This is a genomic window from Tardisphaera saccharovorans, assembly GCF_046635845.1.
GTDB lineage: Archaea > Thermoproteota > Thermoprotei_A > Marsarchaeales > UBA168 > UBA168.
This window is the reverse complement of sequence record NZ_JAQQXN010000001.1, coordinates 582456-595527: the sequence shown is the minus strand read 5'-3', so window position 1 is coordinate 595527 and position 13072 is coordinate 582456. Positions and strand designations below refer to the sequence as shown.

General features: G+C 53.1%; 13 protein-coding genes. 6 read left to right on the top strand and 7 right to left on the bottom strand.

What is annotated here, in order from left to right:
- Nucleotides 1–27: 27 nt before the first annotated feature.
- Both PRZ02_RS02945 and PRZ02_RS02940 read right to left on the bottom strand, forming a co-directional pair.
- Complete coding sequence (locus PRZ02_RS02945; RefSeq protein WP_449464348.1) at nucleotides 28–1563, bottom strand: NAD(P)H-hydrate dehydratase; 1536 nt, start codon at nucleotides 1561–1563, stop codon at nucleotides 28–30.
- 15 nt (nucleotides 1564–1578) lie between these two features.
- Nucleotides 1579–2892: a leucyl aminopeptidase family protein gene (locus PRZ02_RS02940; protein WP_449464347.1), complete on the bottom strand. Its 1314-nt coding sequence runs from the start codon at nucleotides 2890–2892 to the stop codon at nucleotides 1579–1581.
- A gap of 39 nt (nucleotides 2893–2931) precedes the next feature.
- On the opposite strand from PRZ02_RS02940, the gene PRZ02_RS02935 reads away from it, so the two are divergent.
- The gene (locus PRZ02_RS02935; protein WP_449464346.1) at nucleotides 2932–3081 is read left to right on the top strand and encodes a hypothetical protein; all 150 of its coding nucleotides are present in this window, start codon (nucleotides 2932–2934) and stop codon (nucleotides 3079–3081) included.
- Between the two features lie 20 nt (nucleotides 3082–3101).
- Here the strand turns inward: PRZ02_RS02935 and PRZ02_RS02930 are convergent, their stop codons facing one another.
- Both PRZ02_RS02930 and PRZ02_RS02925 read right to left on the bottom strand, forming a co-directional pair.
- The gene (locus PRZ02_RS02930; RefSeq protein ID WP_449464345.1) at nucleotides 3102–4664 is read right to left on the bottom strand and encodes a hypothetical protein; all 1563 of its coding nucleotides are present in this window, start codon (nucleotides 4662–4664) and stop codon (nucleotides 3102–3104) included.
- 3 nt (nucleotides 4665–4667) lie between these two features.
- Nucleotides 4668–5426, bottom strand: coding sequence for an ABC transporter ATP-binding protein (locus tag PRZ02_RS02925; protein WP_449464344.1), 759 nt, complete (start codon nucleotides 5424–5426; stop codon nucleotides 4668–4670).
- Nucleotides 5427–5510: 84 nt separating this feature from the next.
- On the opposite strand from PRZ02_RS02925, the gene PRZ02_RS02920 reads away from it, so the two are divergent.
- Entirely contained in the window at nucleotides 5511–6830 is a 1320-nt protein-coding gene (locus PRZ02_RS02920; RefSeq protein WP_449464343.1) for a M20/M25/M40 family metallo-hydrolase, read from the top strand.
- An 87-nt stretch (nucleotides 6831–6917) separates the two neighbouring features.
- Here the strand turns inward: PRZ02_RS02920 and PRZ02_RS02915 are convergent, their stop codons facing one another.
- Together PRZ02_RS02915 and PRZ02_RS02910 are read right to left on the bottom strand one after the other, a co-directional pair.
- On the bottom strand, nucleotides 6918–8009 hold the full coding sequence (locus tag PRZ02_RS02915; RefSeq protein ID WP_449464342.1) for a Gfo/Idh/MocA family protein: 1092 nt from the start codon (nucleotides 8007–8009) through the stop codon (nucleotides 6918–6920).
- Nucleotides 8010–8054: 45 nt separating this feature from the next.
- Nucleotides 8055–8783: a hypothetical protein gene (locus tag PRZ02_RS02910; protein WP_449464341.1), complete on the bottom strand. Its 729-nt coding sequence runs from the start codon at nucleotides 8781–8783 to the stop codon at nucleotides 8055–8057.
- Between the two features lie 52 nt (nucleotides 8784–8835).
- Between PRZ02_RS02910 and sfsA the strand changes: the two genes are divergently transcribed.
- From sfsA to PRZ02_RS02895, 3 genes are all read left to right on the top strand, one after another.
- Nucleotides 8836–9525 carry a DNA/RNA nuclease SfsA gene (sfsA, locus tag PRZ02_RS02905; RefSeq protein ID WP_449464340.1) on the top strand — a complete coding sequence of 230 codons (690 nt, stop codon included), beginning with the start codon at nucleotides 8836–8838 and terminating at the stop codon, nucleotides 9523–9525.
- A complete protein-coding gene (locus PRZ02_RS02900; RefSeq protein WP_449464339.1) occupies nucleotides 9525–10271 on the top strand; it encodes an SDR family oxidoreductase in 747 nt (248 codons plus the stop codon). Before sfsA ends, PRZ02_RS02900 begins: the two co-directional genes overlap by 1 nt.
- A gap of 206 nt (nucleotides 10272–10477) precedes the next feature.
- Complete coding sequence (locus PRZ02_RS02895; protein ID WP_449464338.1) at nucleotides 10478–11065, top strand: redoxin domain-containing protein; 588 nt, start codon at nucleotides 10478–10480, stop codon at nucleotides 11063–11065.
- Between the two features lie 19 nt (nucleotides 11066–11084).
- On the opposite strand, the gene PRZ02_RS02890 is transcribed toward PRZ02_RS02895, so the two are convergent.
- The gene (locus PRZ02_RS02890; protein WP_449464337.1) at nucleotides 11085–11846 is read right to left on the bottom strand and encodes a nucleoside phosphorylase; all 762 of its coding nucleotides are present in this window, start codon (nucleotides 11844–11846) and stop codon (nucleotides 11085–11087) included.
- A gap of 166 nt (nucleotides 11847–12012) precedes the next feature.
- On the opposite strand from PRZ02_RS02890, the gene PRZ02_RS02885 reads away from it, so the two are divergent.
- Nucleotides 12013–13008: an alcohol dehydrogenase catalytic domain-containing protein gene (locus tag PRZ02_RS02885; RefSeq protein WP_449464336.1), complete on the top strand. Its 996-nt coding sequence runs from the start codon at nucleotides 12013–12015 to the stop codon at nucleotides 13006–13008.
- The last annotated feature ends 64 nt before the right edge of the window (nucleotides 13009–13072 follow it).

Here is a 13072-nt window from a genome sequence, read left to right as displayed (position 1 = left end):
TTTCTTACGCAGACAACGGCTAGGAAGTTAACTCGGCAAGGGGAATCGGTATCCCGGCCAATACTTGGAAAACGCATCGGGAATGGAGTCTATGACGTCTGTGGCAAGCAAGTGATAGCCCTTTCTTAAGGCCGCTATGTCGCCGGCCACCCCGGTCACAAAAGAGCCCGCGCAGGTCGCCCTAAAGGGTTCATTTTTCCAAGAGAGAAACGCCCCTATGACGCCTGATAGCACGTCGCCGACTCCTCCTACGGCCATGCCTGGATTGCCCGTACCGTCGAGCTTGTACCTCTTTCCATCTGTTATGACATCGTACTTGCCCTTGAGTAAGATAACGGATCCAAGCCTCAGCGACGCCTTCATGACGTCATTCACCCTTACCGCCATCAAACGCTCGAAGTCAGCTCCCCTATCCGGCTCCTCGGAAGGCTTAGAACCCGTCATTGCCGCGAACTCGCCGGCGTGCGGAGTGAGCACCCCACCAGGGTTTTCTGGTAGAGCGTGAAGCGCATCGGCATCTATGAGATAGGGTTTCTCAAGCCTCTTGAGTTCTTTTATGATCTTGGGCACGGCGCCCATGGTTTCCGGTTCCCTTCCTATTCCCATGCCGAACACAACTGCATCATATCTCGCGATTAGGGGCAAGAGCTCCGAAACCGATTCCTCGGTCAGCACTTCTCCCTTGAGTGGGTGCACTATTATGGCGGGGCTGTAAGACCGAATTGTGGGGGCTGCGCACTCTGGCGTGGCAACAGCTACTAGGTCTACCCCAGTCCTCATGGCTCCGAGAGCCGCCAAGGCCGGCGCGCCCGTGTAGTACCTTCCCCCACCTATGACGAGCAGCTTGCCCATATCTCCCTTTTTGGCAGTTGGTTTTCTAGCCCGAAGCGCCACGAAAACGTCGCCTGGACCCACGAGGGTTTCCGCTTCCCTAGGTATCCCGATGTCAGCCACCACGTAATTTAAACGGTGGCGTCCAAACCCCAACTTTGGGGCATGCATGGTAACGGTCAGGTCCGCCTTTAAGGTGACGTCTCCATCTTCTCCGCTGTCTGGATCGATTCCGGCTGGTACATCAACGGCCAACTTGAAGGCATTGCTTGCGTTTACCACCATAACGATGGAGCGGAGTGGCTCCCTGAGGGGTCCCTTTACTCCCGTTCCGACCAGTGCCACTATGACCGCTTGCGCGCTCGAAATCAGGCGCTTAACGGTCTCGGCGTCAGCCCTTTCAAACACCTTCACGGTGTAAAGCCGAGATAGAAGTTCGAATTTTTCTTTCGGTGGGCCCGAAAGCTCCTCAGCCCTTGAGGTTAACCCAACCGTCACGTCATATCCCATGGCCGAAAGCCTGCGCGCCGCTACAAGCCCATCTCCCCCGTTGTTGCCCGAGCCACAGAGCACCAGAACCGAGGAACCCTCCTTTACCCTGGCAGCGAGTTCCCTTGCCACCGCCTCACCGGCGGCTTCCATCAGAAGCGAGGGAGAAAGGCCAAGCCACGCGGCGTTAAGGTCAAGTACCCTTAGCTCCTCCACGCTCATGGGAGAACGCTGATCGTTCATAAAGCCTTAGCGGCTTCAAATAAAAACCATTCGACCTTTCAGGTGATCCAGCAGCAACCTCACGCCAAAGCCGGTAGCTCCCTTGTTCATCCACTCCCACTCAGCGTTGAGCATCGCGGGCCCTGCTAGATCTACGTGGGCCCAGGGCGTGCCTTCGGCAAAGAACTTGAGGAACGTTCCGCCCACTATGCTACCGGCTTCGCCGGTGTCGCTGATGTTCTTGAGATCCGACCTTTCTCCCTTTACCAGTTCCTCGTAGAGATCGAACAGCGGAAGCTGCCAGAGAAGTTCCTCCGTCCTCTTTCCGCTCTCTATGAGGGAGCTGACCAAGTGATCGTCGTTTCCCATTACTGCTGCCACCTTGCTTCCAAGGGCCACGACTTGCGCCCCAGTTAGGGTGGCAAGATCTACTATCTCCTGAGGGTCGAAGGTTTTCCCGTAGGAAATTGCGTCAGCCAAGATCAGTCTCCCCTCTGCATCGGTGTTTGCCACCTCCACGGTCTTTCCTGAGTACATCTTGATTATGTCTCCAGGCCTTATCGCCGTTCCTGACGGGATGTTCTCAACCAAGGGAGTGATTCCTACAACGTTTCTGTTCAACTTGAGCTTGGCGGCGCCGTAGACGGCCCCAACAACGTCTGCTGCGCCGCTTTTATCCATGTACATGCTCCTTATGCCGCCTCCTACCTTCAGATTCAACCCACCTGAATCGAAGACGACTCCCTTACCCACCAGCACAATGGGTTTTCCTTGACCTCCGTTATACCTCATGACCAATAGAGCCGGCGGATTGGCGGAACCCTTTCCCACTGCTATTATGCCACCGAAGCCGTCTTTCCGAAGCCTTTCCTCCTCTAATACCTCAACCTCGACGGGAAGGCCCTTTAATTTCTCCTTCGCCACCTGAGCAAATGTCAGTGGCGGAACTGAGATGGCGGGCTCGTTAGCAAGATCCCTCGCGAGCTCCACGGCTTCGCAGATCGAGTTCGCGCGATTCACCTCCTCTTCATGCTCCTTGCCAACAACGTGTAGGATGGGTTCCTTTTCGTCGGAAGAACTTACGTACTTCCTGAAGCGGTACAATGCGAGCCTTGCGCCTATGGTGACTTTTTCAGCGCTCAGTCCATTGAGCACTATAGATGCCTCGTCTATGGAGTTATTCTTCAAAAACTTGACGAGTCTTGCACCCCATTTGAGCTCGTCCCCAAAGGTACCGATCACCTTCTTCTCATCGAGGGAAAACTTGAACTTTATTTCCTTTTTCTCTCCCTCGGGTTCCCGCGCCGCTTCCACAACAACGCCCTTAGGTACGCTAACGACGTCTATCAACTTGAAAGATTAACTTGAACCCTTTATAAAGGGTTGGGTTTGGAATTGGAAAGGGAGTTCGGGTTCTTTGTGAACTATCCCGTACTGGCGGATGGGGCCTCGAGGGAGGGCACCGCCGGCAAGGGCCTCTCTCCGGTTGGAAGCCCTCGTTGGAAGCCCTCGCGCTTTCGCAGGCGGGCAGATCCCTAAGGGCGACTTCGGCCTGCTTATTAGAGCGAAAGGCTGAAGGTTTCTCGCATTAGGGCAAGCATCCGCATCTTACCCCTGCTCGCTACCCTTCGATCTCTTGAAAGCGCGTAAAGAAAGGGCGCCATTTCCACAAGCGATAATGCTGGCAGGGCCGCAGACGAGCTGGCCACGTTCTTGGTGAGGAAAGCCGCAATCATGAACGCGCCACTGGGAATGGCTATTATGAATATAACGCCAATGGTGAAGAGCACGGCGGTCACGGAGTTCGCCATGCCTGCCCCGCCCCCCTTGAAAACCCTGCTGAAGTAATATCCGGCAAAGGCGACGGTTGCCATCAATGGAAACTCCATGAGCATAATCGGGAGCCAGTAGCTGGGCTTTCCGAAGTACACCACGAGCGCAGACATAAGGGCGCCGACAACCGCATATATTCCCATCGTAACCATGCACTTGCTCAAGAAGTTTTCGAGCTTCGATATGGGCAACGTCATGAAAGTTGCCAGTCCCCGTTCCTCCGAGGCATAAAGGGCATATGCCAGCATTGCTGACGCAAAGGCCATTGGAACCACATAGCTTCCCCAGAAAACCAAGTAATCTTTGCTTATGAGAGACCTACTTGTCACTGCCGTGATGATTGCCAACGCGAAGTAAATCACAGGTATCGCCAGCATGCCCGCAAGCCTTGAGCGAAGGGCCTGCCTGAAGTCGAGCGTGATTATGGCTACCGCTGGGCTGGTTTGCTTAACCTTGATTTCCCCCTCAAAGGACCTACCGATGTACTGTTCAGGTGTGAGAAGGTATATGGCCTGCTTGCTGAAGCCGTAAACGGCGAGAGCGAGGAAAAGCACCGCATAAACGCCGGATAAAGCCATGCAGGTCCGGTTTATCCAATACAGGTTGAGCACTGGAACAAAGGCCAGGTAAGAACTCCAGTGCTGCGCTATGAATATGGGTACGTCATAAGCGACTCCGGCCAGCAGCACCACGGGAATTATGGAGCCAGCCCTGATCAGGCCGCTCACCTTGCTTCCCACCGATACCTTGCGGAAGCCGTACGATAGGGCCACGTCCGTTGCCAGCGCAAGCGATATTCCCGATATCGACGCCACTAAGAAATTGACCGCGTAAGTCAAGCCGTAAATGGCCCCACCAAAAACGGGAACGATCAACGATACCAATATTGGGGCGTCAACCGATCTGAGAATGGAAACAGCTGAGGTGGCCTGAAGCTCGGTGCGATCCAAGGGAAGGGTGCTCAAAAAATTCCTTATGTGAGGAGACGAGGATATGGAGAAACTGATCTGAAAAGCTGACAGGAAAACAAGTATGTAAACCCAGAAGAAGATCGTCACCGATATGCCCGCAAAGTAAGACTTATCTAGGAGACCCATGGCCATGGTCAGCACAATCATACCACCGTATACTGCGCTCATCAAGTACTTGTAGAGCTTAGCGTTCCTTGCAAGCCTCGACGCGATCTTCTCCGTCGGCGAAAGCCCGGTGAGCCTCGACGCGGCGTATCCCTGGAACATGAGCTCGTCGTAAACCTTTCCCGCTATATCCCATATGTCCTTCCACTGCATGATTCAAGCGCCCGATAAAGCGTTTATTAGACTTTTAACCTCTTCCTCTTCTTCCGTGGCCTTGAGGAATACGTCTTCTAACGAGGCCGCCTTAACTTGGTTCCTCAGCTCCTCGACCGTTCCCTCGGCAACCATCTTACCCTCGTTTATTATGCCCACCCTTGTGCATATCTTCTCCGCGACGTCCATTATATGAGTGGAAAAGATGACGGAGCCCCCTCCTTCCACGTGCATTTTCAAGAGCTCCTTGAAAATCCTCACCGACTTCACGTCGAGCCCGTTGAACGGCTCATCTAGCAACAGCAATTTGGGCCGGTGCAGCATCGCAGCTATGACCGCAACCTTTTGCTTGTTTCCCATGGAAAGAGACGCGATCGGCGTTTTTAGATACTGGCGCAGCTCGAAGGCCTCCACAAGACCGTTAAGCCTCGATGGGTCGTTGACCCGCCTCACGGAGGCCACGAACTCAAAGAACTCCAGCGGGGTTAAAACGTCGAATATGGCTGGACTTTCTAGGACTGCACCTATGTAGTTCATGACCTCCTTTGAGGGCGCCTGTTTGCCCATCACCCTTATTGTACCCTCTTGGGCAGGGACCAGCCCGAGTATGGCCTTTATTGTGGATGACTTCCCCGCTCCGTTGGGGCCCAGAAGGCCGTATATCTCTCCAGGCTTAACGGAGAAACTCAGGTGATCTACCGCAACCTTTTCACCGTACTTCACTACGAGCGAATTGACCTCTAGGGGATCGGCGCTCTGCATGAGATCTAGTGCCGTAGGCTTTTAAAGATAGGCAACAGCCGCTTAGAGAGGCAACGCTTTTATCTCGTTCTACTTGCTTTGCCCATGACCTACAATAAAGAAGAAGCGCTCAATTCTTTGCTGGAATTTTTGAAAAAGCCCTCGGTTTCCGCCACTGGTGAGGGGGTGCTGGAAGCCGCCGAGGCCTTGGCATCGTTAATGGACAAGCTTGGCTTCGAGAGCAGCGTCAACAAGACGGCGGGTAATCCAGTTGTAAGGGGAGAGGTCAACGTTGGGTCCGAAAGGACCGTCCTCATGTACAACCATTACGACGTTCAACCAGTCGATCCCGAGTCGGAGTGGAAGTTTCCCCCTTTTTCGGCAACGATAGAAGAGGGCAAGGTGTACGCAAGGGGAGCATCAGACAACAAGGGAACCCTGATGGCAAGGTTATTTGGAGTGAAGAGATTGATAGATGAAGGAAAGCTGGGCGTCAACGTGAAGTTTCTCTTTGAGGGAGAAGAAGAGATTGGTAGTCCTCACCTTGCAGATTACGTTAAAGGCGTAGCGGGGGAACTGAAGTCCGATGGGGTTCTCATGGAGGGAAGCGGACTAGACGCAAAGGGAAGGCCCCAGATCATACTTGGAGTTAAGGGGATATTATACGTTCAGATAGACGCAAAGGGTGGCTCCAGGGACATCCATTCATCTATGGCGTCCTTGGTGGAAAACCCGGCGATCCAGCTTATGAAGTTCCTCTCATCGCTTGTAGACGAGAACGGCAAAGTGACCATCGAGGGCTTTTACGATGACGTCCAAAAGCCAGATCCCTTGTTCGATGAGCTATTATCTAAACTTGACCAAGATCCAGCCGAGCTCATGAAAAGCCTTGGAGTTAACAAGCTTAAGCTTAACGATAGGGAGTCGTTACTTCGCGCGCTCTACGCGGAACCCACGTTTAACGTTGATGGGTTCATTTCAGGTTACACGGGCCCAGGGAGCAAGACCATAATTCCCCATTCGGCAAGCGCAAAGATAGACTTCAGGCTTGTGCCTAATCAAGACCCGTATAAGATATTTGAGGCGCTCCGCAAGCGCATGCAGGCATTTGGTATGGTTGCTGAAATAAGGAACCTCGGCCCAGAGTACGCCGCAAGGACATCCCCAAATTCAAGGCTCGTAAGGGCCATGGAGAGTTCGGCCAGGCGCGTGTACGGAATAGATCCGGTGATCATACCCACGAGCGCTGGAACCCAACCCATGTGGGTTTTCACGAGGATCGCCGGCATACCAGACGCCATAAGCGCCATAGGAGCTGGATCAAGTGGCTCCAACGCGCATGCTCCGAATGAAAACATATCTCTCGAGAACTACTACAAGGCCATTGACCACACAGCAGAATTCCTGCGCGACTTCGCGAAGTAGGGCCTCACCACTCAAGATCTATTTCATCTGATTTCAAGTGGGAGCTGCGATCATGGGCCCCGGCAAATAAAAAAGCAAGCTAAAGGCTTATTTGATGTCCGCCGGAAGCTTGACCTTGGCTTCGGACCGCGTCTTGGCTGACTCGTATATGGCGTCGATGAGGTAATGCATCTTGACTATGCCCTTGGTGTCAATTGGAGGCTTTGTTCCGTCCCTAACCGCGACAAGGAAGTCGTACACCTTCTGGTAGAACCACGGGCCGCGCCTCTCGGGTAAGTGCTGCGGACTTATATTCACCATGTAGCCGTTCATGTCGGTGTAGAGGGTTAGCGGGCTCAGCGTTAGACCTCCCTTGGTGCCAAGCAGTATGGGGTTGCCCAAGGACTCGGCGTGCATGGCCCACGCCTGCTTGTAAGTCATGACCAGATCGTCCTCGAACCTTATGAAGGCGGCCGAGAAGTCCTCGACCTCAAAGTTCTTTGGATACCACTGCCCAGCCCATGTAGGAGCACCTACGCCCACCGCGGTCTCGTCCTTTCCTATGCCCGCGTAGGTGAACCCGCTCACGGACACTGGATTGGGATGGCCTAGCAGGTAGAGGGCAGTATCCAACACGTAAACTCCTATGTCAAGGGTTACGCCCCCTCCTGCTGTTTCAAGCTTCGTGAAGCTCTCTCCCGGTATTCCCCTTCTTCTGGCGCCTACCTCTCCGCCTGCAGCTTCGGCGTAGTAGGCCTTGCCCAGAAAACCGGAATCCACGAACTTCTTGGCCGCCTGAAGCTCCGGGTTATACCTGCTCTGGAACCCAACCATGAGTACTTTTCCGTTTTTTTCCGCCGCCTTGTACATGGCGTAGGCCTCATCTCCCGTGGGAGCCATAGGCTTCTCGACGAGCACGTTTACCCCGGCGTTTAACGCGTCGATGGTTACGGGAGCATGGGCCTTATGCCAAGTGCAAACGCTCACGGCATCGGGCTTCAGCTCCAGAAGGTCGTGGTAATCTGTGAAAGCCCTTTCCTCCGGTATTCCCCACTTCTTAGCGGCATCTTTTGCTCTATCCGCTTTTATGTCTGCCACGCCGACAAGCTCGACCCAAGGTATCTGCTTGTACGCTTCAACGTGTGCAGGTGCGACCGCCCCAGCCCCAATTATGCCAACCTTCAACGTCTTGCTTGACATGCCACCTGAAATGGCAGCTCGATTTTTATGCCTTTCTAGTTTCATTCAAAGAAACGCTTTGTATTTCTCATCAGATAGTATCGTCTCACGTTCCCGCTTGAGCATTTCAAGGTACTTTTCGCCCCTTTCGGCAAGGGCTTCGCCTATGGACTTCACCAGCGCATTGCTGATATCGGGAGGATACGGGATAGCAACCCTGCCCAAGCTTCCCCTGGCCAACAAAAGCATCTTGATCGTCAAGTCATCAAGATCATCCTCACTTCCAGACCAGAAGGATATCCTCATCAAGTTGTACGCGACGGACCTTATGAGATGATCACGGCTTTCTTCGAAAAGCCGAGCATCGTTGTCGTTGATATATGTCAAAAGCTCGCCGAGGCGAAAGTCATAACCGTGCAAGTACACCTTGGATGCGGCAAACGGGAAACCTCCGCTCAGCAGAGGCCTGAAACTGCCCCTCAATAAGCAGGCGGTCGCCGCAAAGGCACTTGCGGAAACCGACTTGACGAAGTTCTGAGCAGCCTGATCAATCGTTATGGATGCCCTCTTTTTTCCTTCAAAAAGGTCTATGACCTCATCGTAAGTAACCGGGTCGACCAACACGGGCCTTCCACCCACAAATACGTAAGGAACGGAAATCACGCCTTTTTCCATGGCATCTTGAAACTCTTGTGCTGTATTGATCAAGTGCACGGCTTCCAGATATCCCGCGGATTCAAGCCCCTTTATCAGATTGTAGCTTGAAATGCAACTTGGATGATAATAGATCTCCATAAAATGTCAAGATCGCTGCAGATAGGCTTAACTCCTGTGGCTTCTTGCCTTAATGCGGGCAGGAGGTGTGGTTTACTCTTTCGATGAGCTCTTCGAGGCCACACTGATTAAAAGGATGAACAGGTTCTTGACCCTCGTTGATCAAGAGGGAACGATAAGGAAGTGCCACCTCCACGACCCCGGGAGGATCCCCGAGCTAACGCCTGGAACCCCCCTGTTAATAAGGAAGACAAGGGGCAAGAAGACGGATTGCTCGATCACGGCGTTCCTGAATGGCCACACATGGGTAATTGCTGACAGCAGGATACACTCTGATGTAGCGTCCGCGTTTCTCCCGCCGAGCGCCAGAAGAGAAGTAAGGATCGGAGACAGCAGGCTGGACTTCGCCTACGACGACACTTATGCGGAGGTCAAGGGATGCACGCTGGTAATCGACGGGAAGGCGCTTTTTCCAGATGCACCGACGAAGCGTGGGCTTAAGCACGTTAAAGAGCTAACTCGCCTAAGGCTTGAGGGGCATAGCTCTGAGCTCTTAGTTCTCATAATGCGTGATGACGCGCTTTGCTTCGCCCCCAATGAAAAGACAGACCCAAGTTTTTCAAGGGCGTTCTGGGAAGCCCTAGGCGCAGGCGTAAGGGTGAGATCGCTGAAGTTCCGGCTAAGCGGGAATGACTTGGTCTTCGCCGGAGAGATCCCCTTGTGCAGGCAACCGCTTAAGTCCGAAGGGCCCAATATCCTGTGATGAAAAACAGAAAGGTGCTTCTGGTCGGCGTAAGCTGGAGGCTTGGAGCCGCACTCGCGTATGCCCTACTGAAAAAGGGTGCGAGGGTCGCCATAGCGGCCAGAAACGTCGAGAGGCTTCGCGAGATAGCCAACTCTTTTTCATCGATCGGCCAATTGGAAGTCGTGCAGGGCGACGCATCTACCGATGAAGGATCAAAGCTAATTGCCCGGAGGGCTTGCGAGGCCTTGGAAGGTATAGACGACCTTGCCGTGACCATTGGGGCTTTCACACCGGATTCCACGAAGGATCTCGGCGCCCTTGACGAGATGGTTCGGACCAACCTCGTATCGCCCTTGCGCATGGTATCTGCCGTACTGCCATATCTTCACTATGGTTCTTCGGTGGTACTTACAACTTCCATAAGTTCATTTCTAAGGGAAAGGGAACAGATCTCGTATTCTGTGGCAAAGGCCGCGTTGAACAAGGCCGTAGAGCTCATGGCTCTTGAGCTCCTGGATAGTGGCATAAGGGTAAACGGAGTGGCGCCCGGCGTGATAGGAGGTACCTTTAGCCCAAATGGCGTGCAAGCCGAAAGGAAATTGGGCGAACTGGAGGCTCCGCCTGAGTACTACGCATCGGTGGTTTTGTGGCTATTAAGTGATGGCTCTCGCTGGGTCAACGGCGTCGTGATACCAGTTGACGGTGGGTACAGGCTCAAAGGGGGAAGTGCCCGCGACCTCCTTGGACAACCAACTCACCTTTAGCGCGACAGCTGCCGATGTTAGGTACTGCGAGTTTTGCTTGCTCGCGGTAGGCGTTTCTCTTGAGTTTCTCGCGGAGTTCCCCCCCTCCTTGCAGATGCTGTCCGGTGGTCTCGCGAAAAATCGTTTTTGCGTCACGGGAAACGGAACGTCATGTGATAACAGGGTCATAAGGCTTATTAATTACTGAAGGTATTTCATGACCACAAATGATAGAGGTAGGATATCCAGCGCCGAACTTCAGTGCAAACGCGTTCTTCCCGGCCGACAAATCCATAAGGAAGATATCGCTCTCGGATTACAAGGGAAAATGGGTCATAATCACGTTCCATCCGGGTGACTTCACGTTTGTATGCGCCACCGACCTTCAGGCTTTCCAAAGCTACTACGACAAGTTCAAGGCAGCAAACGCCGAGGTGCTTGCGGTAAGCACTGACTCCATATACTCGCACAAGGTTTGGTGGGAAACAAGCCCACGCGTAGGAAAGGTAATGTACCCACTAGTTGACGACATTTCCAAGTCCATATCTGCTTCGTACGGATTCCTGAACACGCAAACTGGCATGACCAAGAGGGGAACAGTAATAATCGATCCTGATGGTATAGTTCAGTACATATCGGTCTTCAATGACAGACTAGGAAAAGACGTAGGCCATATATACAACGCCTTCGAGGGCCTTCGCTACATATACTCGCATCCAGGAACCGCTGACCAGTTCGACATAATACCCGCGGGCTGGAAGGTAGGAGATTCGCCTATAACCATCAAAGTACCAAGCGACATAGGCAAGCTCTGATTGCGTGAACTGAAAAATTTTAGCCTTTTTTTGTTTGGGTGTTTATCCTGTAAATTGTTTCAAGAGCGACCTTTGTCTCAGCCAATATGGCCTTTCTGACCACGGGGCCATTATCGAACGCGGGACCAGTGATCAAGTTGCCGTTAACTGCCATTATCGACGCCACCGATACACCTCTGATCATGCCGACCGCAAACAGGGTTGCCGTTTCCATGTCGACATCGGTGACTCCCATCGAACTTAGGCGCTTAATAAACTCATCATCTTCCATGTAGAAGGCGTCATCAGAGCTTACAAGTCCCAAATGGTACCTAACTCCGAGCGTCCCTGACATGCGCGCCAATATCGAGTGCATCTCCAGGAGTAGCCTAAAATCTGGGATAGCAGGAAACTCTTGCGGAATGTAATACCTTGAAGTGCCGTCATTTCTCACAGCCGCCCTCGCAAGGACAAGGTCCCCCACCTTTACGTCATCGCTTATGGATGCCGTCGTGCCAACCCTTATGGCATACCTAACCCCCAACCTCCAGAGCTCCTCGAGCGCTATGGCGGCCGATGGTCCTCCTATCCCGGTGGATACAACGCCAACTTTGACCCCACGGTAGCTTCCCACCAAGGAGGCGTACTCTCTGCTCTCGGAAAGTAGGCGCACATCTGACAGGAGGGACGAGATCAACTTCAGCCTGTCCGGATCGCCCGGGAGAAGCACGAACTCTGGTACTTGACCCTTCAAAAGGCGTATGTGATATTGAGGTTTATCGGGATTGGTTTCACCTTTCATAATCATTTCCTGCAGGCGAATTTACGTTTTTACCGCAAACTGGCTAGCAAAGGTAATACCGCGTAGTTCCATTTTCGTCGAGATCTGTTGAATCCTCTGTTCGCCTCGCTCACCGCCGCTTTACATAAGCCAGAAGCGCTTATAAGCAAAAACAGCGTTATATATTATGAAAGCCTTATTATTTGAAAGAAATGGAATACAAAACCTTAAAGTAGTTGATCTTCCTGACGCTGAACCCAAGCCCGATGAGGTAGTAGTTGAGGTTAAGCTTGGAGGCGTGAACCCCATAGACCTCGCTGTTGTCGAGAGAATTCCCGTTAAGCTGCCGCACATACCCGGCGCCGAGGTCGCAGGCGTGATCAAGAGCGTTGGTAGCTTGGTGACGGACCTAAAGCCAGGAGATCACGTCACCGTGTACAATCGCGTCTTCGATGGAACCTGCGATATGTGCGTCTCTGGCAGGGAAAACATGTGCAGGAACGGAGGCATAATGAGCGTCATCACCGATGGGGGATACAGACAACTCTATCCGGTACCTGCGAGGAACGCCATAAAGGTTGCCGACATGCCATGGGAACTGGCAGCCAGCTTGCCCACGGCTGCCATATCGGCTTATCACGCCTTGAGAGAGTCCGAGCTCAGGGCAGGAGAGTACCTAGTCGTCCTTGGGGCGACGGGAAACACCGGGCGTTTCGCGGTTCAGCTTGGGAAGATGCTGGGCGCTGAGACCATAGCGGTTTCTAGAGCAAAAGTCGAAGTGGACGGTGCGGATCACGTGCTCGGGTATGATAACCTAAAGGAAGAGGTCCGGAAAGTAACCAATGGAAAGATGGCAGACGTCGTCGTGAACTCGGTGGGAAAGGCGGTTTGGGATCAGGGCCTTTCCGTGCTCGCTCCATTTGGAAGGCTTGTGACTTTTGGCGTGCTGACGGGAGGTGACGTGACGCTTAACCTAAGCTGGCTTTACGGCAATCACGTAAAGCTCATAGGCGTAACCGGCGGCACAAGAAGAGAGATGTTTGACCTGATCAGGTTCGCGCCCAACCTGAGGGTAAGGACTTGGAAGAAGTTCCCTCTGGAAAGCGGACGCGACGCGCTCGCATCCCTTTCGACTAGCGAACGCAGCTACAATGGGAGGGCGTTCATAGAGTTTTCCTCTTAGGACTTGGAAACAAAACGGAGAACTCAGCGGCATTTATGAAAGAGCAAATTCGCGTCGGCAATCG